Raw genomic sequence first — 23,478 nt, 5'->3', positions numbered from 1 at the left:
GACAGGAACAGAAATAAATGGAAGATTTGACCCTGCGTTATTACGACGCGGAAATGCGCTACCTCCGTGAAGCGGCCAAAGAATTTGCTCAGACCCATCCGGATCGGGCCGCGATGCTGGATCTGGATAAGGCCGGCACACCTGATCCCTATGTCGAACGTCTGTTTGAAGGTTTTGCTTTTTCGATGGGGCGGCTGCGCGAGAAGATTGACGACGACCTGCCGGAACTGACCGAAGGGCTGGTCAGCATGCTCTGGCCACACTACCTGCGCACCATTCCTTCACTCTCAGTAGTGGCGTTCACACCTGCGCTTCAGGCCGTGAAGATGGCGGAAGTGATGCCAGCGGGTCTGGAAGTGTATTCCCGCCCGGTGGGGCCTAAAAATACGGTCTGTCGCTACCGTACTACCCGGGATGTGATGCTCAACCCGCTGAACATCTCAGGGGTGACTATGACCACTGAGCCTGACGGGCGTTCGCTGCTGCGGATGCGCTTTGCCTGCAGCACTCAGGCAGACTGGTCCCATGCTGACCTCAGTCACCTGAGCCTCTATCTTGAGGCTGACGCGCCCGTCAGTAGCCAGCTGCACCTGATGCTGACCAGAAGGCAGGCCGCTCTGTATATGCGCCTGCCCGGGCAGATCGACCGTATCCGGCTTGACGGGTATTTCTCACCGGGCGGGTTTGCCGAAGAGGATGGGCTGTGGCCGAAAGGCGACACCGCATTCAGTGGCTACCAGCTGCTGCTGGAGTATTTCACCTTCCGCAACAAGTTTATGTTTGTCCACCTCAACGGTCTGGACGACATTACGCCGCCTGCCGGGGCTGAGTACTTCGACATCGAAGTGGTCTTCAGCACGCCGTGGCCATCAGACCTGCCGGTCACCGATGATGCGGTTCGCCTCCACTGCGTGCCGGTGATTAACCTGTTTACGCTGGAGGCTGACCCTCTCACCATCACCGGGCTTGAAAGTGAGTACCTGCTGCGTCCTAAGCGGCTCCAGGACGGGCATACTGAGATTTATTCGGTGGATTCGGTTACCGGTTCAAACCGCACCAGTGATGCCGAATACGTGCCGTTCAGCAGCTTCCGCCACAAGGGCGGGATGATGCGCAGTCATGCGCCACCTCGCTATTACCACACCCGCGTTAAGCGGGGTGTCACCGGGCTGTATGACACCTGGCTGATTCTGGGCGGGCACCAGTGGGAAGATGACCGCCTGTTTGAGCGCGAAGCCGTATCGCTGCAAATCACCGGCACCAACGGTCAGTTACCGCGCCGGGCGCTTCAGAGCACGCTGCTCGACCGCAGTGAGCAGGTGGTCAGTACACCGCTTTCAGTACGCAACCTCTGTAAGCCCACGCTGCCGGTTTACCCGCCTGCGGAAGACCGTTTCCACTGGCGGGTATTGAGCCACCTCGGCTCCGGGTTTCTGAATATGATGAGTACTGCCGAAGTGCTGCGCGGGACGCTGGCACTCTATAACTGGCAGGGAGATGAACTGAATACCCGGCGTCTGGAGGCGATTCAGCAGGTGGAGCACCACCGCCTGCAACGTTTTGAGCAGGGCTACCTGCTGCGGGGGCTGGATATCGAAGTGACCCTCGACAGCAACGGCTTCACCGGCGAGGGCGATATTCACCTGTTCGGTGAAATGCTAAACCGGTTCTTCGCTCTGTATGCCGATATGAACCAGTTTAACCAGCTCACCCTCATTGTTCAGCCAGAAGGAAAATGCATCCGGTGGAAAGAGAATCACAGTCCGCGCCTGCCCGGCTGATAGCGCAACTGGGGGACCGGCTGCCATATATCAACTTTTACCGCTTCTGCCAGTTGCTGGAGCAGAACCAGCCGGACAAACCGGTTACGGGCAGTACCTGGCAGGTACGTCATGAACCGGTACGTTTTCGGCCACACCCGGGGATGGGTTTTCCGGCTTCAGAAATTAAAGGTATTGAGCAGTCTGAGCATTCGCATCTGCCGCCGACTGTGCGCATCACCTTTATGGGACTCTACGGCGTGGAGTCCCCGCTGCCGACGCACTATATCGATGACATTACCCAGCGACGGGAAGGGTATGAGGCCACCGCGGATTTCCTCGATATCTTCAACCACCGGCTGATTGCCCAGTACTACCGTATCTGGCGTAAATACTCATACCCGGCGACTTTCGAAGAAGGCGGTAAGGACAACACCTCGCAGTACCTGCTGGGACTTGCCGGGCTCGGGATTAACGGCTGCACGGACAGTATCGCGACTCCGGCTTCACGCTTTCTGGCACTGCTGCCGGTCATGTTGCTGCCGGGGCGTACCGCAGAAGGCATGGCCTCGCTGGTGCGCCTGCTGGCACCCAACACACAGGCGAAAATCTGGCACCACGATAAACGCCGCGCGCCGCTGAAAAAGCCCCTGACCATGAGCGTCAGCCAGCCCGTCACCCTGACAAACCGTCCGGTGATGGGCAGCTATGCCACCGACGTGAACAGCCGGGTGCTGATGCGCCTGACTACCTCTGACCCGGCTGAAGTACAGGGCTGGTTACCGGGCGGGGAGCTTCACACGGATTTAATGGCGCTGCTGCATGTCTATCTTGGCTCCCGCCTCGATGTGCGGTTACAGCTGTGTGTCGACCGAAGTCTGCTGCCTGACGCGACCATCAGCAGTAAACCGCAGGCAGGTGCCGTGCAACTGGGCCGTACCGCCGTGATGCGGCCGCTGAATGCAGCGAACACCGTCATGCACCCCAAAACCATAACCATCAATCTTGGCCGCTATGAGCGGGTACAGGAAAATATTCACCGCAGGGAGACCGATGAAGATGGCGATTACCGCTGGTAAATTTCCTCTGGTTGCACTGGCCGCGGGCATCACACTGATGCTCGCTGGCTGTGGGCTGACCCAGAAAGTGACGGACGGCACCGTTGCCGTGACCAAATCGATTTTTTACAAGCAGGTAAAAACCCTGCATCTGGATATCCGCGCCCGCGAGGCCGTTAACAGCAATGCAGGCGGGGTGGCGCTGTCGACGGTGGTGCGTATTTACCAGCTCAAAGACCGGAAAACATTCGACATGACGGACTATCCGTCACTGTTTAAGGCTGACAGTCAGGCCATCAAAGCAGACCTGGTGGCGGAGAAAGACATCCGCCTGCAGCCGGGTGGGGCAGTGACGGTTGATATGCCGATGGAAGAGAGTGCGCAGTATGTGGCGGTGGCCGGGATGTTTATGTCACCGGACCAGGAGAACAACACTTGGCGTGTGGTGCTGAGTCGTGACGATCTCGATCCGGATAAAGCACGCGTCATTGAGGCGGGGAACAACCGGCTGACACTTCAGGCGCTGAAAGATGAGTGAGTTATCCCGTCCTTCATTGTATGAAACACTCTACGGCAACTTCACCGGCGGCCTCGATCTCCATCAGGTCAGTGAACAAAATCAGGTCATCCTGTCGGTGCTGGATAACATGCAGCGCATCCTCAACTGTCGCGCCGGCACGCTGGCGCATCTGCCGGACTATGGCCTGCCGGATATGACCAAAATACTGCAGGGCATGCCGGGTACCGCCCATGAGCTGATGGGTGCTCTGTCGACTGTTCTGCTCAGATATGAGCCACGCCTGAGAAAAATAGCCGTTGTCCTGCTGGAACAGAACATCCCCGGCGAGCTGCGCTATGCCATTGATGCAGAACTTAACGGTGTTGGCCTCGTACGCTATGGCACCGAGTTTATGCCAGAAGGGCGGGTTCTCCTGCGACACCTGAAGCAACAGCAGTATCTTGACACAGCAACCCGTCTGTAAGGCCAGTTAATACCATGTCAGTAAAATCACAGTTCCTCGAAAAACTACAGGCCAGAGAGCCAGCCCCGATCTTATCTACCAGCAAGACTCAGGCCGATATTGCAGCGTTTCGCCTGCGAATGGTGCAGCTTCAGGAGCAGATGGATGCGTGGCTGGTGGGTACCGGATTGAATGTGGAAACATTTACCGTTGCTGTTACGGACCTGCTGGTGGAGGACAGGACTTTTGAGATTGCCGCTATCACCCTGCGTTACGACGACCGCTCTGTAAAATTTACACCGGTATTTTTGTACGGTTAGGGCGTGACAGGATGCGTGGAATTGACCCTTTATGCAGAAGGCAGTGTGACGTCTGTGGGGCGCCTTTTCATGCGGGCAGGTCATTTCAGTGACTGGTCCTTTACTCCGCCGGGAGCATTATCCCGTCCCGGACAGAGTTTTGATGAAAGCACCTTTTTTAGTCTGATTCTGGCGCTTCTGCCATAACTGCTGGTATTGCAGTACCCGTTCCTCTGAATATGCCCGCATAAGCGTTAATCATCCATATTTCCGTACGCGTCAAAATGGACAACTGGTCATGAATCACATCCCCCCACATAAAATCAAAACCGGTGGTGACCCGCGCATGCTACCGGATTATGCCGCCCTGCGTGATGAACTGAGTAAGCTGACACATCCGGCTCGCCCGGATGTGAACTGGCATTATGCCGAAAAACGCTGTCTCTCACTGTTTGAACAAAATGGTGTGGAGCTACAGACGCTGTCCTGGTACACGCTGGCCCGTACGCAACTGGCTGGTTTATTGGGGCTCAATGAAGGGCTGGCGATACTCGAGGCACTGATAAGCCATCAGTGGGGCGCACTCTGGCCGCAGCCTGTCCATGCCCGCATGAAAATCCTCAGTAGTCTGAGTCAGCGTTTACAGCAACTGATTCGCTCGCTCCCGCTAAATCACAGCGACCTCAGCCAGCTGTATCGGGCGGAGCAACAGCTTACCGCTCTGGGTGAGGTGCTGCAGGGCCTGGAGCTTAAGCATCTGAGCCAACTTGATACGTTACGTACCTTGATGCACAACAGTGCTGCCAGGCTGGAAAACAGCGATGGCATAACCAGCACCAGGCCGGACATTCAGCCAGGTATCAGGTTGCCTGCCACCGCGATGAATAGTGCCGCAGCATCCACGAAGGACCTTGCTGGTAGTCCGCCTGAAGATACGTCAGCGAGCGTAGTGAAGTGGGTTTATGCGGCGCTGCCGGAACACCAGGCGAATGCAGAAGCATTGGCGGCAATACCCAATCAGGTAAAAAAATGGAAATTCTTCACTGCCGGGATGTGTACCATGCTGGTGATAAGCACAGTCACACTATGGAGCTGGCAGTTTCTTAATCGGCCAGTCCCGTTGCAGACTCAGCTTGCAGCCTCACTGGCTCCATTGCCTGCACCTCTTACGTCTGAACAGCTGGATATGTCGCGTCAGCAAGCTCCGTTACCACAGGTTTTAATAACACAAACACAGCAGCAGCTTGCCCGGCTGGGTAAATTGCCTCCTGACTGGAATATTGACTACAGTCGACAGTTGCTGGAACAGGTCCGGGTAATTTGGCCGCAGCAGGCTAAGCCACTAATCCAGCAGTGGCAGCAACAGCTTAATGCTGCCGCATTGCCAACAGAACAGCTGAATGGCTGGTCTCAGGGAATGGCGACACTACAAAAACTGAGTGACAGGCTAAACGCACTGGATGGGCAGAAAGGAAAATACCTGACGGTCAGTGAGCTGAAATCAGTCGTTTTTTCCGCTATGCAATCCTTTAATCAATCCATACCGGCTGAAGAGCAGCTAAGGGTATTGTCACAAAATCCGGCAGACGAACCTTTGCCTTCGGCTGCCAGAGCTCAGCTGGAGATGCATCTGAAGCAACTGATAGCCCGTTATGCAGAAATAAAACAGGATGCATTAAAATAAAAAAAAGATATTTAAAGCACAGGTATCCAGCTGATAACCCAGACCTGGCAGGTCATAATCACAACTCATTCACTGGTGTTCATTGATTTGTCCAAAGAACATAGCCAGGGCCGGCAGATGATTATTGATTCTGAGAAGAAAAAGGGCAAAGGGGGATAGCCGTCAGTAATGGCTTGTTATTGATTATTAAGAGTTTTAATTGATAGGGCGGGTTTAAGTTCAGGGCAGGCCTGGTGTCCCCTGCAGGAATCGAACCTGCAACTAGCCCTTAGGAGGGGCTCGTTATATCCATTTAACTAAGAGGACAGCGGCGCGCAGTATAGCGCAAACAGGCAGTGAGATTCACTACATCGCCGTCCGTTTGCTCATTCCGTCAGCAATCCCGGTTTTCTGCGCGCGCTAACGTTACGTGCAGAAAGCGGAAACAGCTGTACTGAAGTCCGGGATGTCATCCAGACTGAAGCGGCACCCCGACTCTAAAATCTTCACTCCCTCTTTGCAGCAGACACTTCCAGTAAACGTTTTTCAGACGCCCGCCTGGCAAATCGCCTTCAGCAAACAGACCTGAAAAGCAGACAGAGCGGTTCAATCTGCTCTGTCTGCCCTGGATTTACTCAGCCTTTTCCTGCTCTTCACGCTGGCGACGTTTCTCCTGCTTCTTCTTCTCAGCCTTCGCTTTAGCCACAGCAGCTTCACTCATGTCGTTGCGGATCTGCGCGTGGCTGATCAGGGCAAAAATCAGCGTGCCGCCGGTAATGTTGCCGAGCAGCGTCGGCAGGGCAAACGGCCAGAAGAATTCATACCAGCTGATGCTGCCATTAAAGACCAGATAGAGCACTTCCACCGATCCCACCACGATATGCGCCAGATCACCCAGCGCAACCAGCCAGGTCATCATCACAATCACCAGCAGTTTGGCACCCCCCGCCGAGGGGAACATCCAGACCATGGTGGCGATAATCCAGCCGGAGATCACCGCATTGGCAAACATCTCGCCGGGCGTATTTTCCATCACCTTCATACTGATGTTGGTAAATGCCTGACGGGTAGCTTCGTCAAATATCGGCATCTCATTAAACGCCAGCGCACCCAGTGCCGTCCCGATCAGGTTACCCAGCAAGACGATGCCCCATAAACGTAATAGCAGGGCGCCATTACTCCAGGTCGGTTTGTGCATCACCGGCAGGACTGCCGTGACGGTATTTTCGGTAAACAGCTGCTGACGCGCCATGATGACGATAACAAAACCAAAGGTATAACCCAGGTTTTCAAGCAGAAACGCCCCTGGTACGCCATCCAGATGCACCTGAAATATCCCCTTCGCCATCAGCGAGGCGCCCATGGATAAGCCCGCCGCAATGGCTGACCAGAGCAGCGCCATACCGTCGCGCTCCAGCTCTTTTTCCCCATCCTGGCGTATCTCTTCATGGATGGCGGCGGCGCGGGAGGGTAAAGCCTCCTCATCGACTTCGATGTCAGTGCCCTTATCCTTCTCTTCACTCTCGACGTCGTTAGGACCCTGTTCATTACCTGATGAAGGCTTCATATTTTCTCCTGGTGATAGTGCTGTCGCGTAATAAGCGTAGCCGTTTTTTATTTGCCGATAATGTAACGATCGATGCGAATAAGCGTAACAACGTTTTTCGGAACTGCATTTTTATTCAGACTGCGGGCGATACCGCACGAATAAACCCATGGCATCGAAACTGAGCGGTGGCTCACACTTCGGCCCACAGCAACATTGTGGTAATATCCCGGCCACTTTTAGCTGGTGCGATTCCCCCCTCGATGTTGGAAATCATTACGCTCACTTGTGCATACGACGAACGTGCGCTGTTCCGGCAGCTCTCATTTCGCGTCTCTGCAGGCGACATTGTGCAGATTGAAGGCCCCAATGGTGCCGGTAAGACCTCACTCTTACGCCTGCTGGCTGGCCTGAGCCGTCCTGAACAGGGTGAAATACGCTGGCAGCAGCAGCCAATCCTGCGGCAGCGCGAAGCCTGGCATCAGGCGATGCTCTATCTGGGCCATCATCCCGGTGTCAAAGGCGTGCTTACGCCGCTGGAAAACCTGCGTTTCTACCATCCTGATTGCAGTGATGCGCAGATCTTTGCTGCGCTGGAAAGCGTCGATCTCACGGGCGACGAAGAGGTGCCGGTTAGCCGGTTATCGGCGGGCCAGCAGCGTCGGGTAGCGCTGGCGCGGCTGTGGCTCAGCCAGGCCCGCATATGGATTCTCGACGAGCCGCTGACCGCCATCGACAAAGCGGGTGTTAAAAAATTAATGGCGAAATTCGCCCGGCATGCCGATAACGGTGGCGCAGTGATCCTGACAACCCATCAGGATTTGCCCGCGGATGCTGCGCGGGTGCGCAAAATTCGCCTCGGCGACGGGGAGGCAGGCTGATGCTGTTTCGCCTCATCCAGCGTGAATTGCGCATCGCCTTTCGCGGCGGGGCGGATGTAGTCAATCCGCTCTGGTTTTTCCTGATTGTTATTACCCTGTTTCCGCTGGGCATCGGACCTGACCCGCAACAGCTGGCGCGCATTGCACCGGGCGTAGCCTGGGTTGCCGCGCTGCTGGCGTCGCTGCTGGCGCTGGAGCGGCTGTTTCGCGATGACTTCAGCGATGGTTCGCTGGAGCAACTGGTACTGCTGCCGACGCCGCTCCCGGTAACGGTTATCGGCAAAGTGGTGGCGCACTGGCTGGTCACAGGCGTGCCGCTGATTATCCTGTCGCCGCTGGCCGCGCTGCTGCTGTCACTGGATTTTAATGGCTGGCGGGCGATGGCCCTGACGCTGCTGCTCGGCACGCCAACCCTGAGTTTTCTCGGTGCCATTGGTGTAGGTCTCACGGTGGGTTTACGGCGCGGTGGCGTATTGCTTAGCCTGCTGGTGCTGCCGCTGGCCATTCCGGTCTTGATCTTCGCCAGTGCGGCGATGGAGGCGGCCAGTCAGGGGTTGCCGATTAATGGCTATCTGGCGATTCTCGGCGCGATGCTGCTGGGCAGCGCCACGCTCTCCCCGTTTGCCACGGCGGCAGCGCTAAGAATTACTTTGCAATAACAGCCGTTGAAATAACCGCGCGTAAAAGACGCGGCAACACTCTTTTATCGTTAATGTGAGCATTTGATATGTGGAAAGCGTTACATCAGCTGGCCAGGCCCGAACGGCTCTATCAGTTTTCGGGGCGACTGGTGCCGTGGTTCGCCATCTCAGGGCTGGCGACGTTGCTGCTGGGCTGGGCCTGGGGCTTTGGATTTGCTCCCGCTGACTATCAGCAGGGCGACAGTTTCCGCATCATGTACATTCATGTGCCCGCCGCGATGTGGTCGATGGGCATTTATGCCTCGATGGCCATCGCCGCCTTTATCGGTCTGGTGTGGCAGATGAAAATGGCCGATCTGGTTTCCGCCGCCATGGCACCGGTGGGCGCGGTCTTTACCTTTATTGCGCTGGTCACCGGATCCGCATGGGGCAAGCCGATGTGGGGGACCTGGTGGATCTGGGATGCGCGCCTCACTTCGGAGCTGGTGCTGCTGTTCCTCTATATGGGCGTGATTGCGCTCTGGCACGCTTTTGATGACCGCCGCACCGCAGGCCGGGCCGCGGGTGTTCTCATCCTGGTCGGCGTAGTTAATCTGCCGATCATTCACTTCTCAGTGCAGTGGTGGAATACCCTGCATCAGGGCTCGTCGGGCATTCTCCAGCAGGCGATTGCGCCAGTGATGCGAACACCGCTGCGCTGGGCAATCATCGGTTATCTGCTGGTATTTATCACGCTGACCCTGATGCGGCTGCGCAACCTGATTCTGTTAACCGAACGTCATCGTCCCTGGGCGATTGATGTGGCGAAGCGGGGAGAGCAGGCATGACACCCGCCTTTTCCTCCTGGCACGCCTTCTTTGAGATGGGGGGCTACGCCTTCTATGTCTGGCTGGCAGTTGCCTGCACGCTGATTCCGCTTGTCGGGCTGACGCTGCATACCCTGTTGCTGCGCCGCCGCCTGCTGGCTGAGATCCGCCAGCGCGACGCGCGGGAACGCCGCATTCGGGCAGCGAAATCTAAAAAAGCCGCGGCTGAAGCGGCAGGAGAGACATTGTGAATACCCGTCGACGCAACCGCCTCTATGCGGCAGTGGCGATTCTGCTCGGCCTCGGCCTGGCCACCGCGCTGGTGATGTATGCGCTGCGCTCAAACATCGATCTGTTCTATACCCCAGGTGAAATCCTTTACGGCAAAGGCGAGGCGCACGAGAAGCCCGAAGCGGGCCAGCGGCTGCGCGTCGGCGGCATGGTGATGCCCGGCAGCGTCCGGCGCGATCCGAATACGCTTGCCGTGTCGTTCAAACTTTATGATGCCCGCGGCGTGGTCAGCGTCAGTTTTGAAGGCATCCTGCCGGATCTGTTCCGTGAAGGGCAGGGCGTCGTCGCGCAGGGCGTGCTGGCGGCGGGCAACCAGGTGATCGCCAAAGAAGTCCTGGCGAAACATGATGAGAAATATACGCCGCCGGAGATTGAAGACGCGATGAAGAGTAATCACACCGGCCCCCAGTCGCTGTATCAGGCGGGAAATAAATCATTATGATGCCCGAGATTGGTACTTTTCTGCTCTGCCTGGCGCTGGGGCTCTCCCTGCTGCTGAGCAGCTATCCGCTATGGGGCGCAGTGCGCCAGGATGCCCGCCTGATGGCAATGGCACGTCCGCTGGCCTGCGGTCTGTTTATCTGCATCGCGGCGGCTTTCGCGCTGCTGGTCTGGGCCTTTATCAGCAACGATTTTACCGTTGCCTATGTCGTCACAAACTCCAACAGCCTGCTGCCGGTTTACTATCGCATTGCTGCCACCTGGGGCGCGCATGAAGGATCGCTGCTGCTGTGGGTGTTGCTGCTCAGCACCTGGACATTGGCGGTGGCGATATTCAGTCGCGGTATGCCGCAGGATGCGCTGGCACGCGTGCTGGCGGTCATGGGCATGATCAATCTCGGCTTCCTGCTGTTTATCCTGCTGACCTCGAATCCATTTGGCCGCACGTTGCCGGACTTTCCGATAGACGGGCACGACCTGAATCCGATGCTGCAGGATATCGGCCTGATCTTCCATCCGCCGCTGCTCTATATGGGTTATGTCGGCTTTTCGGTGGCGTTTGCTTTTGCTATCGCCTCGCTGATGGCCGGACGGCTGGATACGGCCTGGGCGCGCTGGTCGCGTCCCTGGACCACGGCGGCCTGGGTCTTTCTGACGATTGGTATTGTCCTTGGCTCGGCCTGGGCCTATTACGAGCTGGGCTGGGGCGGCTGGTGGTTCTGGGACCCGGTTGAAAATGCGTCGTTTATGCCGTGGCTGGCAGGCACCGCCCTGATGCACTCGCTGGCGGTCACGGAAAAGCGAGGCACCTTTAAGGCCTGGACCGTGCTGCTGGCGATTACCGCGTTTTCGCTGAGCCTGCTGGGGACGTTCCTGGTGCGATCCGGGGTACTGGTGTCGGTGCATTCCTTCGCCTCGGATCCGGCACGCGGGATGTTTATCCTCGCGTTTCTGGTGATTGTTATCGGCAGTTCGCTCCTGCTCTACGCGATTAAAGGCGGGCAGGTACGTGGCCGGGTGCAGAATGAAACCTGGTCGCGCGAATCGTTTTTGCTGGGTAATAACGTGCTGCTGATTGCCGCGATGCTGGTGGTTCTGCTCGGCACATTGTTGCCGCTGGTGCACAAGCAACTGGGCCTGGGCAGCATTTCGGTCGGTGAGCCGTTCTTCAACACTATGTTCAGCTGGCTGATGGCGCCGTTTGCTTTGCTGATGGGGATCGGACCGCTGGTGCGCTGGCGTCGCGATGAGCCGCAGAAGCTGGCAAAGCGGCTGGCGCTGGCGCTTATCGTGACCCTGGCCTGTTCCGTCATCATTCCCTGGTGGCTGCAGGATCGCATTGAGGCGATGACCGTGGTTGGCCTGCTGATGTCACTCTGGATTATCGTGCTGACGCTGCTGGAACTTCATGAGCGCGCCACTCACCGTCATCCGTTCTTTGCCGGTTTACGTCACCTGTCGCGCAGTCACTGGGGCATGGTACTGGGCCATCTTGGGGTAGGGGTGACGGTGATCGGTATTGCATTCAGCACCCAGTACAGCGTGGAACGCGATGTGCGGATGAAGGCGGGTGATAGCATCGATATTCATCACTATCACTTTGTCTTCCGCGGCGTGCAGAATCTGCAGGGGCCTAACTACAGCGGCGGCATGGGCATCATCGATGTCACGCGCAACGGCAAACATGAAGCGACGCTGCAGGCAGAGAAACGCTTTTATACGGCCGCCCGCACCATGATGACCGAAGCGGCGATTGATGGGGGTTTCAGCCGCGATCTCTATGCGGCGCTGGGCGAAGAGCTGGAGGATGGCGGCTGGGCCGTGCGCATCTACTACAAACCCTTTGTCCGCTGGATCTGGTTCGGTGGCGCGCTGATGGCGCTGGGTGGGCTGTTCTGCCTGTTTGATCCCCGTTATCGTTCGCGCAAAAAAGCGGGAATTGAGGAGCGGACATGAACAAGAAAATCCTGTTTATTCCCCTGATGCTGTTTCTGTTGCTGGCGGCGGCGCTGCTGTGGCAGCTGACACGTAATGCCGATGGCGACGATCCGACCCGTCTCGAATCCGCTCTGATCGGCAAGCCGGTGCCGCTGTTCCGGCTGGAAGCACTCGATCAGCCAGGCAAAACCTACGACCAGCGCGTGCTGACGGATGGCAAACCGATATTGCTGAACGTCTGGGCGACCTGGTGTCCTACCTGTCGCGCCGAGCATCAGTATCTGAATACGCTGGCGGAGCAGGGCATTCGCGTCGTCGGACTGAACTACAAAGACGATCGTCACAAGGCGGTTAACTGGCTGAATACGCTGGGCAACCCCTACGCGCTTAGCCTCTATGATGGCAACGGCATGCTGGGACTGGATCTCGGCGTCTATGGCGCGCCGGAAACCTTTCTGATCGACGGTAAAGGGATCATCCGTTATCGCCACGCGGGCGATCTCAATGCGCGCGTCTGGGATCAGGAAGTGAAACCCTTGTGGATGAAATATAGCGCGGAGGCGGGATCATGAGAACGCTGTTACTGCTGTGCGGCCTGCTGTTCAGCATTAACCTATGGGCAAGCATCGACACGCTGCAATTTGACTCGGTGGCTCAGGAAGAACAATACCGCGACCTGACCGCTTCACTGCGCTGTCCGAAGTGCCAGAACAACAGCATCGCCGACTCAAACGCCATGATTGCCGCCGATATGCGGCTGAAAGTCTATCAGCTGATGAAGCAGGGCCAGAGTCGCCAGCAGATCATCGACTATATGGTGGCGCGTTACGGCAATTTCGTCAGCTATTCGCCACCGGTCACGCCCTCAACCCTGGTTTTGTGGGCTGGTCCGGCGCTGTTTGCGCTGCTGGGCGGCGCGGTGATTATCCTGCGCAGCCGTCAGCGAAAAACCCGCAGTGAGCTGGATGAAGATGAGCAACAGCGTCTTAATGCGCTACTGAAGTCAGACAGGAAGCCGTAATGAGTGCATTTTGGATCACCCTTTTTCTGTTACTGCTGGCGGCCTGTACGCTGTTCCTGGCGGCGGGCTGGCGGCAACGTCAGGCCAGCACAGGCGATCGCGATCGCCTTAATCAGCGCTTCTACCATCAGCGGATAGATGAGCTGGCACAGGATGAAGATCAGGGCGTCGTCGCTCAGCGTCCGCTGATGGAGCGGGAGTTACAGCAGACACTGCTGGCGGATATTCCACCGGCACAGACGATGAAATCACACAGCAGCAGTCGCTGGATTTTGCTGCCAGGCCTGATCGTGCTGATTGGGGTATCGCTGGGAACTTACCTGAAAACCGGTGGCCTGGCACAGCTCACGGGCTGGAAGCAGGTGCAGCAGGCATATCCTGAGCTGCGTGCCCGACTGATGGACCCTGGCGCTAAACCGCTGAGCATGGAGGAGCTGGCGCGTTTACAGCTCGGATTGCGTACCGCGTTGCAAACGGAACCGGATAATCTGGCTGACTGGACGATGCTGGGACGGCTCGGCATGGTGCTGAATAATGCCGATATCGCCAGCCAGGCATTTGAGCATGCGCTACAGCTTGCTCCCAACGATCTGGCGCTAAAACAGGATTATGCTGAAGTCCTGACGCGATCCCCCGACCCGCAGGATAACCGTCAGGCGTCACTGCTGCTGCAGGCATTGCTTAAAGCGGATCCGCAAAACCTGCGTACGCTGAGCCTGCTGGCATTTAATGCTTACGGACAGCAGCAATATGATCAGGCTATCGACGCATGGCAGACCCTGCTGGGTCTGTTGCCGGCCGGTGATTCGCGACAGGCGATGATCGCCCGCAGCATCGAAAAGGCCAGAAGTGCCGCCGGGCAACAGAGTCGTCAACTGGCACTGACCGTGACGCTGGCACCTAAGGCAGAAAAAATGTTACCGCAGGACGGAGTGTTGTATATTTCGGTTTCTGACGGTGCTTCACCGGTGCCGGTGGCTGTTAAGCGGATGCCGCTCAGTCACTTCCCGTTGTCGCTGACGCTGGATGACAGCAACGCCATGATGCCGGATCGCCTGCTTTCGGCGCAGCATCAGGTCGAGGTCCGGGTGCGTATCTCCCGTGACCCAGCCAATCCCCGGCCGGGTGACTGGCTGGGCCTGAGCGCAGTGACGCCCTGGGATGGGCATCAGCCGATCGCGGTAGAGATTAATCAGCAGCTTCCCTGAACGCATCAACTGACCGCGTTCAGGATGATGCGTGCCATTGCCTGCTGCCTCTGGCACAAAGTCAGCTATGCTCATCGGGTAAGTCGATACGATACCGGGCTGTGACCTGAACGATGGGTAGACCTTTTTCATCCGCACAGGGAGATTGGAATGAATTATCGCCTGACCAGCCTGGCTGTCGCCAGCGTCCTTCTGGTAGGTTGTGCCAGTTCAAAGCCGGCGAATAGCGATCCTGCTCAGCGCAGCGATCCGTTCGAAGGCTTTAACCGCACGATGTTTAACTTTAACTACAACGTGCTGGATCCGTATGTATTGCGTCCGGTCGCTGTGGCCTGGCGTGATTATGTGCCGGTGCCGGCACGTACCGGCCTGAGCAATTTCCTCGGCAACCTGGAAGAACCTGCCAGCATGGTCAACGCCATCCTGATCGGTAACGGACGTGATGCAGGTATTCACTTCACCCGTTTCTTCCTGAACAGCGTGCTGGGACTGGGCGGCTTCATTGACGTTGCCGGTAAAGCGAATCCGGAACTGGCGCGTGAAGAGCCGCACCGTTTCGGTACCACGCTGGGTCACTATGGCGTCGGCTACGGGCCTTACGTTGAGTTGCCTGCTTACGGCAGCTTCACGGTGCGTCAGGATGGCGGCGACTACGTTGATACGCTTTATCCGATCCTTGGCTGGCTGACCTGGCCAATGTCGATTGGTAAATGGACGCTTGAAGGGATTGAGACCCGCGCGCAGTTGCTGGACTCTGATGCAATCCTGAAACAGCAGAGCGATCCGTACGCCTTTATCCGTAACGCTTACTTCCAGCGTCACGACTTCCTGGCGCGCGGCGGCAAGCTCAAGCCGGAAGATAATCCTAACGCAGCCGCGATTCAGGATGACCTTAAGGATATTGACGCCGAGTAATCGCCCGCGATGCGCCGCCAGAGATGGCGGTTTTTGCCTCTTTGCGCAGGGCGTATGCTCCCTGAGCCATTAAGCGATCCACGTCCACAAAAAAGGGCGACTCACCAGAGTCGCCCTTTTTAATCGTAACATCCGGTCAGAACTTGTAGTTAAAGTTCGCGCCGTAGAGCCAGGCCTTGCCTTCAGAGGTAAAGGTATAAGGACCTTCTTTCACCGTCACTTTCTGTCCGTGCATATAAGAGATGCCTAAATCCACCGAGGCATCATCGTTAAAGGCATAGGATGTACCGGCACTCAGCCATAAACGATCCTGGTCAGGGATGGAGATAGAGCGCTTATCGGCCGGAACCGGGCTGTCATCAAACGCAATACCGGTACGGAACGTCCAGTTCTTGTCGTAGGAATAGGTTGTACCCAGTGCAATGCGGTAGGCATCGTGGAAGCTTTCATCTTTATAGAACAGTGTCTGGCCGTTAGAGCCAGTGGCTTTCAGCTCCTGGAACTGGCTCCAGCTGGTGTAAGCCATGCTGTAGTGAACCGCCCACTGCGGTGCCACTTTATGCCAGCCCGACACTTCCCACATCTCTGGCAGATTCAGCGTTAACGCGCCTGGAACGGTGGTGCCGTTGGTGCCAAAAGGTACGCCTGACACTTCCGGATTATTCACCGCATTCAGCCGGGATGAGAGATTACTTTTGTAATCGCCATCAAAATCAACTTTCACTTCTGAACGATAGGTAAAGCCGAAGCGGTTATTTTCATCCACTTCATACAGGATGCCAGCATTCCAGCCGTAGCCCCACTCATCGCCTTTCAGATGGGCAACCTGCGTATCAGCCGGAACCCCCAGACGCGCGCCTGACTCACCGGCATAACGCTCAATTTTGGCTTTAGCGTAAACCGCATCAAAACCGATGCCTGCACTAAAATGTTCATTAAACCGATAAGCGGTGCTGAGATTTAAATTGCCGGTCATCAGGTCAGTTTTACCGCCGTAACCGCCAGCGGTGTAGCCATTATTAAACTCTGTTGCTAAGCCGTAGTTTGAGGTTGCAGATGCGCCAATCCACCACTGATCGTTGATGGGCTGGACATAATGAATATTGGGTACCCACTGATTAGGGGCAATATTATTCGCATCCAGGCTGCGGCCACTGGGACTGCGACCACTGATATTTACATCCGGCGCAATATAGACAGCCCCGATAGAAAATTCCGGGCGATCCATTAACGCCATTGTCGCCGGGTTACGGCTGGCAGACGCCGCGGTATCACCCATTGCCCCTTCGCCTGAATATGCGCGACCTAAACCAATCGAAGAGAATTCATTTAACTGAAACCCAGCAGCGTAAACGTGGGAAGAGACAAGCGCCACTGCAGCCGCCACGGCTGACTTTGCAAACAGGTTTTTATGGTTCATGACCACAACCTCATGTGAATTATTATTTAACGCTATAACGTCGCGTAACAAAGGACGGCGGATTGTAGGGACTGATGTAAAGCGCACATATCAGACCAGTGCGGAGAGTATAGGTCCGACCTGTGTGCATGTTGCAATATTGTTTTTAAAATATTTCAGGTTTGATCGCTTAAAATTCGATCTGCATAACAAAAAGCCCCTGATCCTGGACAGCATAACTATTCCAGTTTGTTCTGGATCAATTTTTATTGTGATATTCGTCACTTAGCAACAGGTGCGTGGCGCATCTTTCAGCGAGCAGGTAAGATTTCGTCCATAAAATCGCTCAACCTATGCAATTGCTGGTCTGGAGAATGAAATGACTGATGCCATTAAAAAATGCAGTGCGACCGAAACCGCAGCCTGTTGTTGTGTTGATGTCGGCACGGTAATGGATAACACCGATTGCACCGCCAGCTGGTCAGAATGGTTTGCGCAGCGTGCCGATGCGGAAGCGAAATTAGCGCAACTGACCGAACGTGCCCGCGAGGTTGAATCAGAACCCTGTCTGATTGAATCGCGCTTCAGCGAAGTGGATCAGGGAGTGCAGCTGGATATCGATTTCACCTTCAGCTGCCAGGCTGAAACCATGATTTTTCAACTCGGTTTGCGTTAAGTCCCATTACGCCGCGTCACTGCGGCGTTTTTCATTTTCGTGTTTCCCTTCGCACTTTTTCCCTTCCGATATTGGCGGCTCACCCGCTTGTGGTTAACACTGATCAGGTCAGACCTCTTCAGGCAATGATGCCACAGTCCCAGCCACAGGTGAGAACAATGAGCAAAGCGCAGCCGCTGCTGACGCGTGATGGTGAACGCATCGCAATAACCCACGGATTACGCACCCCTTTCTTACGCCAGGCGACCGGCTTCCATGGCATTCCCGCCATTGAGCTGGGACGCATGGTGGTCAGCGAATTAATGGCGCGCAGTGAACTGCCGGCTGAGGTGATCGAGCAACTGGTCTTTGGGCAGGTGGTGCAGATGCCGGAAGCGCCGAACATTGCGCGTGAAATTGTATTAAGCAGCGGGTTGAGTGTGCATACCGATGCCTACAGCGTCAGCCGTGCCTGCGCCACCAGCTTTCAGGCGGTAGCGAATGTGGCAGAAAGTCTGCTGGCGGGCACCATCTCTGCCGGTATTGCCGGTGGCGCAGACTCTTCGTCGGTGTTGCCGATTGGGGTCAGTAAAACGCTGGCCCGCGCGCTGGTGGATCTCAATAAAGCCCGCAGCTTCGGTCAAAAACTGCACATCCTGCGGCGTCTGCGTCCGCGTGATCTGCTGCCGGTCCCGCCCGCAGTGGCGGAGTATTCGACCGGCCTGCGCATGGGCGACACTGCGGAGCAGATGGCTAAGAGTCACGGCATCACGCGCGAAGCACAGGATGCGCTGGCGCTGCGATCCCATCAGCATGCCGCAAGGGCCTGGCAATCCGGGGTACTGAATCAGGAAGTCATGGCAGCCTTTGTGCCGCCGTGGAAAAGCGCCATCGATCAGGACAATAACGTGCGGATGAACGCCAAAGCGGAGGATTACGCCCGACTGCGTCCGGCATTTGATCGCCAGCACGGCAGCGTCACCGCGGCCAACAGCACGCCTCTCACCGACGGCGCGGCGGCAGTGATTCTGATGCGCGAGGGCCGCGCCCGTGAACTGGGCATCAGGCCGCTGGGCTATCTGCGCAGCTACGCCTTTACCGCCATTGGTGTGCAGCAGGATATGCTGCTGGGCCCGGCTTACGCTTCACCACTGGCACTGGATCGCGCCGGCATAACCCTGGCCGATCTGACGCTAATCGATATGCATGAAGCTTTTGCTGCCCAGACGCTGAGCAACCTGCACATGTTTCGCGACGAGCGCTTTGCCCGTGAAGTGCTGAATCGCCCACACGCGCTGGGCGAAGTGAATGAAGAGCGCTTTAACGTGCTGGGCGGATCGATCGCCTATGGTCATCCTTTTGCCGCCACGGGTGCGCGCATGATCACCCAGACGCTGAATGAATTACGCCGTCGTGGTGGCGGGTTAGGACTGGTCACGGCCTGCGCGGCAGGCGGCCTGGGTGCGGCAATGATTCTGGAGGCCGAATAATGGAGCAGAATGCGTTTCATCTGAAGATGCGACTGGATCACGTCGGCATCATTACGATCGATGTCCCTGGTGAAAAGATGAACACCCTGAAAGCGGAATTTGCCGGGCAGATCACCGCCATCATTGCGGAAGCGCGGCGTGATCCGCAACTGGCTGGCCTGGTGCTGATTTCCGGCAAAGCGGACAACTTCATCGCGGGCGCAGACATCAGCATGATTGATCGCTGTAAGAGCGCGCAGGAAGCCGAAGCGCTGGCAAAACAGGGCCAGGAAGTGATGGCTGCGCTCGACGCGCTGCCGTTCCCGGTGGTCGCGGCGATCCACGGCGCCTGCCTCGGCGGCGGACTGGAACTGGCGCTGGCCTGTGATGCCCGTATCTGCTCGCTGGATGATAAAACCCGCCTCGGTTTGCCGGAAGTGCAACTCGGCTTACTGCCAGGCTCTGGCGGCACTCAGCGGCTGCCACGCTTAATCGGCGTGCAGCAGGCGCTGCCACTGATTCTTACTGGCAAAGCCCTGCGGGCGAAACAGGCCCGTAAGCTGGGCGTGGTTGATGACGCCGTTCCTCTGGCGATTCTGCTGGAGACCGCTATTGCCCGGGTGAAAAAGGGCAAGGTTAGTGGACGAACGCTGCCGATGCGCGATCGTCTGCTACATGGTCCGGTTGGCCGTCAGGCGCTATTTGCGCTGGCGACCCGACAGACCGCAGCCAAAACGCAGGGTAACTATCCGGCGGCAAAACGCATTATTGAGGTGGTGCGCATCGGGCTGGAGCAGGGCAGTCGGGCCGGACATGAGGCTGAAGCACGTGCCTTCGGTGAGCTGGCGATGACGCCAGAATCTGTTGCGCTGCGCGGGATCTTTTTCGCGACTACGGCTATGAAAAAGGAGCGGGGCGGTGAAGCGGAACCCGGCACCGTTAAGTGTGTTGGTATCCTCGGCGGCGGCCTGATGGGCGGCGGCATCGCCAGCGTCACTGCAATCAACGCCGGGTTGCCGGTACGCATTAAAGATATCAGCCTGGAAGGGGTGAACCATGCGCTGAAAACCAGCTGGGAACTGCTGAGCAAAAAGGTTAAACGCCGCCAGCTCTCTCCGGCACAGCGTCAGCAGCAGATGGCACGTATCACGGGCGGCATCGATTATCAGGGCTTCTCACAGCGCGACGTGGTAATTGAAGCCGTATTCGAAGATTTAGCCCTGAAGCAGCAGATGGTCAGCGAAGTGGAGGCACACTGTCAGCCGCATACGCTGTTTGCCTCAAATACCTCTTCGCTGCCGATTGAGGCGATCGCCGCCGGCGCCCAGCGTCCTGAGAACGTCATCGGGCTGCACTATTTCAGTCCGGTAGAGAAAATGCCGCTGGTGGAGGTGATTCCTCATCTGAATACCTCTACCGCGACGCTGGTGACGATTGTGGCGCTGGCGCGCAGTCAGGGTAAAACCCCGATTGTGGTGGCGGACAAGCCTGGCTTCTATGTTAACCGCATCCTGACGCCCTATATAAATGAAGCGATGCGCTGCCTGCTGGAGGGCGAGCCGATTGACCATATTGATCGGGCGCTGGTGAAGTTTGGTTTCCCGGTCGGCCCGATTCAGCTGCTGGATGAGGTCGGTATCGACGTTGGCAGCAAAATCAGTCCCATCCTGTATCAGGCTTATGGTGAACGCTTTGCCGCGCCAGCCGCTTTTGATGCGGTGCTGAAAGATGGTCGCAAGGGGCGTAAAAACAGCAAAGGCTTTTATCGCTATGACCAGCCGCGCTGGCAGCGTAAAAAACCGGACGCTTCGCTGTATAATTTGCTGAAAGTCTCGCCGCAGGCCAGGCAGAGTGAAGCGCAGATTGCTGAACGCTGCGTGATGATGATGCTGAACGAAGCGGCACGCTGTCTTGATGAGCAGGTGGTTCGCTGCGCCCGTGATGGGGATATCGGTGCGGTGTTTGGCATCGGCTTTCCGCCTTTCTTAGGCGGCCCGTTCCACTACATGGACAAACTGGGCGCGGCGGAAGTGGTCAACAGATTAACCCGGCTTGCGCAGCAGCATGGCGAACGATTCACACCCTGTGAGGCGCTGATTCAGGCGGCTGCAAAATAGACGAAATTTTACATTTCTGCTGAAAATGGAATAACCAATCCGATTCAGCGGCTTAGAAAAGCGCCGCCAGAGTGTGCGGCGCAGCATGATTCTGAGAAGTGCTTATTTAATAAACAACCGGTTGACTATACTAAAGCCATTAGGGTAAAACACAGCGTTCATTCGCAGAGTGAAGAGTCAGGCGCTACGCGTCGGGCGATGTCGACAAACAACAGCGGTGCTTTATGCAAGTTTTTATCATGCGTCACGGCGATGCGGCTCTGGAAGCAGCCAGTGATTCAGTCAGGCCTTTAACCTTATGTGGCTGCAATGAATCACGTCAGATGGCCAACTGGCTTAACAGCCAGACGCCGGACATTGAGCGTGTCCTGGTGAGTCCCTATTTACGCGCGCAGCAAACGCTCGCGACCGTGCGTGAAGCCTTTCCCCTGCCGGAAAGCCAGGACGTTCTGCCGGAATTAACGCCGGGCGGCGATCCGGAGATGGTCGGGTGTTATCTGCAGGCCCTGGCGAATGAAGGCGTGAAATCGGCTCTGGTGATCTCACATTTACCGTTGGTGGGGTATTTAGTCTCTGAACTGTGCCCGCAGGAAGCACCGCCAATGTTCGCCACTTCCGCTATTGCCTGCGTGGAATTCGATCCCGCAGCGAGTGCCGGTAAACTGCTGTGGCAGGTCAGTCCCAAAAAGCTGGCTAAAGCAATCTGACGTCTGTGGGCCGATCATTCCGGCCCCTCTCAGGGCAATTCAGGCGGTTGCCACTCCTCAATCTCAATCAAAACCAGCAGCGCGGCGTCACCGCCGAACATTTTGGGCGCCTGATGAAAAGCCATCACCCACGGATGCTGGGCCAGCCACAGCGGCGTCTGCTGCTTCAGAATATGCTTTCCATGACCGGTCATGACGCTGGCGCAGAACAGATGTTCACGGCGGCAGGCGGCGATCAGTGCCCCCAGTTCCTGCTTGGCCTGCTGCTGCGTTAAGCCGTGCAGATCGAGGAAAATCTCTGGCGTATAGTCGCCGCGACGTAATTTTTTCAGCTCAAAATGGCTGACATCGGCGCGCACGTAACGGGTGGCACCTTCCGTTGAGAGCAGTGGCTGAAACTCATCCGAAAAGTAATGACTGTTGTCCGCCTGCTCTGAAAGCAGACGTTTTACCGGGATGTGGCGGGTTTTAACCGGCGCTTTGTGGACAAACGTGTCCTGTTTTAACTGGCGTGTACCCGTCATCAACTGGCGAAACAGCGCCTGGTCATCCGGGCTTAGTGGTGTTTTTTTACTCATGGCAGGTCAGTCATATCAGAAAAGGCTGTCACACAGCAGAGCCGATACCTTACCGTTAAGCGTCATTAAATGTCAGCTTTTTCACCTCGCTGCGCTGAATTCTCCCCGGCTTCATGGCACACTACTGGCCGATTTAGCAAAAGGCCTGCGGAGGGCTACGTGGACAAAATTTTCGTCGATGAGGCAGTGAACGAGCTGCACACCATTCAGGACATGCTGCGCTGGGCGGTCAGCCGCTTTTCCGCTGCCGGAATCTGGTACGGACATGGCACAGACAATCCCTGGGACGAAGCCGTTCAACTGGTCCTGCCGTCACTCTGGCTGCCGCTGGATATTCCTGAAGATATGCGCAATGCGCGTCTGACCGCCAGCGAACGTCTTCTGATCGTTGAGCGCGTCATTCGTCGCGTTAACGAGCGCATTCCGGTCGCCTATCTGACTAATAAAGCCTGGTTCTGCGGCCACGAGTTCTTTGTTGATGAGCGCGTGCTGGTGCCGCGTTCACCGATTGGCGAACTGATTGAGAACCGCTTTGCCGGTCTGGTCAGCACGCCACCTCATCATATTCTGGATATGTGTACCGGCAGCGGCTGCATCGCGATTGCCTGCGCCTATGCCTTCCCGGAAGCGGAAGTGGACGCGGTGGATATCTCCACCGGTGCGCTGGCGGTTGCCGAGCAGAACATTGAAGAACATGGCCTGATTCATCAGGTTACGCCGATTCGCGCTGACCTGTTCCGCGAATTGCCACCGCTGAAATATGATCTGATCGTCACCAATCCGCCGTATGTTGATGCGGAAGATATGGATGATCTGCCGAACGAATATCGCCACGAACCAGAGCTCGGGCTGGCGGCAGGCAGCGACGGCCTGAAGCTGGTGCGTCGCATTCTGGCCTGTGCACCAGATTATCTCAGCGAGCAGGGCGTACTGGTCTGCGAAGTGGGCAACAGCATGGTGCACATGATCGAGCAGTATCCCGACGTGCCCTTTACCTGGCTGGAATTCGACAACGGCGGTGATGGCGTCTTTACGCTGACGCGCCAGCAGATTGTCGACGCAAAACACCATTTCTCTTTTTACAAAGACTAAAAGTGGGGCGAAGCATCGCCCGCCGAACCCT

Annotated in this window: 23 protein-coding genes, 1 tRNA gene and 1 pseudogene; 21 read left to right on the top strand and 4 right to left on the bottom strand. The window is 56.7% G+C overall.

Annotation, left to right across the window (positions count from 1 at the left end):
• The first annotated feature begins 17 nt into the window (after positions 1 to 17).
• The 6 genes and pseudogenes from tssF to LC417_RS16545 all read left to right on the top strand — a co-directional run bounded on the left by tssF (position 18) and on the right by LC417_RS16545 (position 5,763).
• Positions 18 to 1,781 (top strand): type VI secretion system baseplate subunit TssF, encoded by a 1,764-nt coding sequence (tssF, locus tag LC417_RS16570; RefSeq protein ID WP_158149145.1) that lies wholly within the window; start codon positions 18 to 20, stop codon positions 1,779 to 1,781.
• Positions 1,736 to 2,839 (top strand): type VI secretion system baseplate subunit TssG, encoded by a 1,104-nt coding sequence (gene tssG, locus LC417_RS16565; RefSeq protein WP_033772329.1) that lies wholly within the window; start codon positions 1,736 to 1,738, stop codon positions 2,837 to 2,839. The genes tssF and tssG overlap by 46 nt, the downstream gene beginning before the upstream one ends.
• Positions 2,820 to 3,356: a type VI secretion system lipoprotein TssJ gene (gene tssJ, locus LC417_RS16560; RefSeq protein WP_171820335.1), complete on the top strand. Its 537-nt coding sequence runs from the start codon at positions 2,820 to 2,822 to the stop codon at positions 3,354 to 3,356. Before tssG ends, tssJ begins: the two co-directional genes overlap by 20 nt.
• On the top strand, positions 3,349 to 3,801 hold the full coding sequence (gene tssE, locus LC417_RS16555) for a type VI secretion system baseplate subunit TssE (RefSeq protein ID WP_223566152.1): 453 nt from the start codon (positions 3,349 to 3,351) through the stop codon (positions 3,799 to 3,801). Before tssJ ends, tssE begins: the two co-directional genes overlap by 8 nt.
• Before the next feature lie 14 nt (positions 3,802 to 3,815).
• Positions 3,816 to 4,286 (top strand): annotated as a pseudogene (locus tag LC417_RS16550) (hypothetical protein).
• A 91-nt stretch (positions 4,287 to 4,377) separates the two neighbouring features.
• Complete coding sequence (locus tag LC417_RS16545) at positions 4,378 to 5,763, top strand: VasL domain-containing protein (RefSeq protein WP_223566151.1); 1,386 nt, start codon at positions 4,378 to 4,380, stop codon at positions 5,761 to 5,763.
• Positions 5,764 to 5,994: 231 nt separating this feature from the next.
• Here LC417_RS16545 and LC417_RS16540 read toward each other — a convergent pair.
• Both LC417_RS16540 and LC417_RS16535 read right to left on the bottom strand, forming a co-directional pair.
• Positions 5,995 to 6,069 (bottom strand) — tRNA-Arg (locus tag LC417_RS16540).
• A 304-nt stretch (positions 6,070 to 6,373) separates the two neighbouring features.
• Positions 6,374 to 7,309 carry a formate/nitrite transporter family protein gene (locus tag LC417_RS16535; protein WP_010671426.1) on the bottom strand — a complete coding sequence of 312 codons (936 nt, stop codon included), beginning with the start codon at positions 7,307 to 7,309 and terminating at the stop codon, positions 6,374 to 6,376.
• A gap of 242 nt (positions 7,310 to 7,551) precedes the next feature.
• Here LC417_RS16535 and ccmA point away from each other — a divergent pair, with 242 nt between their 5' ends.
• The 10 genes from ccmA (at position 7,552) to mlaA (ending at position 15,430) form a co-directional block, all read left to right on the top strand.
• Positions 7,552 to 8,169 (top strand): cytochrome c biogenesis heme-transporting ATPase CcmA, encoded by a 618-nt coding sequence (gene ccmA / locus LC417_RS16530; protein ID WP_010671427.1) that lies wholly within the window; start codon positions 7,552 to 7,554, stop codon positions 8,167 to 8,169.
• Positions 8,169 to 8,828 carry a heme exporter protein CcmB gene (gene ccmB / locus LC417_RS16525; protein ID WP_010671428.1) on the top strand — a complete coding sequence of 220 codons (660 nt, stop codon included), beginning with the start codon at positions 8,169 to 8,171 and terminating at the stop codon, positions 8,826 to 8,828. Before ccmA ends, ccmB begins: the two co-directional genes overlap by 1 nt.
• Positions 8,829 to 8,896: 68 nt before the next feature.
• Positions 8,897 to 9,637 carry a heme ABC transporter permease gene (locus LC417_RS16520; RefSeq protein WP_031590561.1) on the top strand — a complete coding sequence of 247 codons (741 nt, stop codon included), beginning with the start codon at positions 8,897 to 8,899 and terminating at the stop codon, positions 9,635 to 9,637.
• Positions 9,634 to 9,867, top strand: a complete 234-nt coding sequence (gene ccmD, locus LC417_RS16515) for a heme exporter protein CcmD (RefSeq protein WP_010257916.1) — start codon at positions 9,634 to 9,636, stop codon at positions 9,865 to 9,867. Before LC417_RS16520 ends, ccmD begins: the two co-directional genes overlap by 4 nt.
• Entirely contained in the window at positions 9,864 to 10,349 is a 486-nt protein-coding gene (gene ccmE, locus LC417_RS16510) for a cytochrome c maturation protein CcmE (RefSeq protein WP_061901238.1), read from the top strand. Before ccmD ends, ccmE begins: the two co-directional genes overlap by 4 nt.
• The gene (locus LC417_RS16505) at positions 10,346 to 12,304 is read left to right on the top strand and encodes a heme lyase CcmF/NrfE family subunit (protein ID WP_010257919.1); all 1,959 of its coding nucleotides are present in this window, start codon (positions 10,346 to 10,348) and stop codon (positions 12,302 to 12,304) included. The genes ccmE and LC417_RS16505 overlap by 4 nt, the downstream gene beginning before the upstream one ends.
• Positions 12,301 to 12,858: a DsbE family thiol:disulfide interchange protein gene (locus LC417_RS16500; RefSeq protein WP_010671431.1), complete on the top strand. Its 558-nt coding sequence runs from the start codon at positions 12,301 to 12,303 to the stop codon at positions 12,856 to 12,858. The genes LC417_RS16505 and LC417_RS16500 overlap by 4 nt, the downstream gene beginning before the upstream one ends.
• Positions 12,855 to 13,307, top strand: coding sequence for a cytochrome c-type biogenesis protein (locus LC417_RS16495; protein ID WP_022625093.1), 453 nt, complete (start codon positions 12,855 to 12,857; stop codon positions 13,305 to 13,307). Before LC417_RS16500 ends, LC417_RS16495 begins: the two co-directional genes overlap by 4 nt.
• Complete coding sequence (ccmI, locus tag LC417_RS16490) at positions 13,307 to 14,515, top strand: c-type cytochrome biogenesis protein CcmI (RefSeq protein WP_223566150.1); 1,209 nt, start codon at positions 13,307 to 13,309, stop codon at positions 14,513 to 14,515. Before LC417_RS16495 ends, ccmI begins: the two co-directional genes overlap by 1 nt.
• Before the next feature lie 150 nt (positions 14,516 to 14,665).
• On the top strand, positions 14,666 to 15,430 hold the full coding sequence (gene mlaA / locus LC417_RS16485; protein ID WP_010257927.1) for a phospholipid-binding lipoprotein MlaA: 765 nt from the start codon (positions 14,666 to 14,668) through the stop codon (positions 15,428 to 15,430).
• Between the two features lie 136 nt (positions 15,431 to 15,566).
• Here the strand turns inward: mlaA and fadL are convergent, their stop codons facing one another.
• Entirely contained in the window at positions 15,567 to 16,850 is a 1,284-nt protein-coding gene (gene fadL / locus LC417_RS16480; protein WP_010671434.1) for a long-chain fatty acid transporter FadL, read from the bottom strand.
• Positions 16,851 to 17,208: 358 nt separating this feature from the next.
• Here fadL and LC417_RS16475 point away from each other — a divergent pair, with 358 nt between their 5' ends.
• The 4 genes from LC417_RS16475 (at position 17,209) to sixA (ending at position 21,777) form a co-directional block, all read left to right on the top strand.
• On the top strand, positions 17,209 to 17,505 hold the full coding sequence (locus LC417_RS16475) for a YfcZ/YiiS family protein (protein WP_010671435.1): 297 nt from the start codon (positions 17,209 to 17,211) through the stop codon (positions 17,503 to 17,505).
• Positions 17,506 to 17,663: 158 nt separating this feature from the next.
• Positions 17,664 to 18,974 carry an acetyl-CoA C-acyltransferase FadI gene (gene fadI / locus LC417_RS16470; protein ID WP_033767497.1) on the top strand — a complete coding sequence of 437 codons (1,311 nt, stop codon included), beginning with the start codon at positions 17,664 to 17,666 and terminating at the stop codon, positions 18,972 to 18,974.
• On the top strand, positions 18,974 to 21,070 hold the full coding sequence (gene fadJ / locus LC417_RS16465) for a fatty acid oxidation complex subunit alpha FadJ (protein ID WP_223566149.1): 2,097 nt from the start codon (positions 18,974 to 18,976) through the stop codon (positions 21,068 to 21,070). Before fadI ends, fadJ begins: the two co-directional genes overlap by 1 nt.
• Positions 21,071 to 21,294: 224 nt before the next feature.
• Positions 21,295 to 21,777: a phosphohistidine phosphatase SixA gene (gene sixA / locus LC417_RS16460; RefSeq protein ID WP_010257941.1), complete on the top strand. Its 483-nt coding sequence runs from the start codon at positions 21,295 to 21,297 to the stop codon at positions 21,775 to 21,777.
• A 29-nt stretch (positions 21,778 to 21,806) separates the two neighbouring features.
• On the opposite strand, the gene smrB is transcribed toward sixA, so the two are convergent.
• Entirely contained in the window at positions 21,807 to 22,355 is a 549-nt protein-coding gene (gene smrB, locus LC417_RS16455) for an endonuclease SmrB (protein ID WP_010257944.1), read from the bottom strand.
• A 159-nt stretch (positions 22,356 to 22,514) separates the two neighbouring features.
• On the opposite strand from smrB, the gene prmB reads away from it, so the two are divergent.
• Positions 22,515 to 23,447 (top strand): 50S ribosomal protein L3 N(5)-glutamine methyltransferase, encoded by a 933-nt coding sequence (prmB, locus tag LC417_RS16450; RefSeq protein WP_010257947.1) that lies wholly within the window; start codon positions 22,515 to 22,517, stop codon positions 23,445 to 23,447.
• Positions 23,448 to 23,478: the final 31 nt, after the last annotated feature.

The organism is Pantoea sp. OVA07A, assembly GCF_019969975.1.
GTDB lineage: Bacteria > Pseudomonadota > Gammaproteobacteria > Enterobacterales > Enterobacteriaceae > Pantoea > Pantoea agglomerans.
Note: the sequence above shows the minus strand (reverse complement) of the source record. Positions and strands in the feature narration are given on the sequence as shown.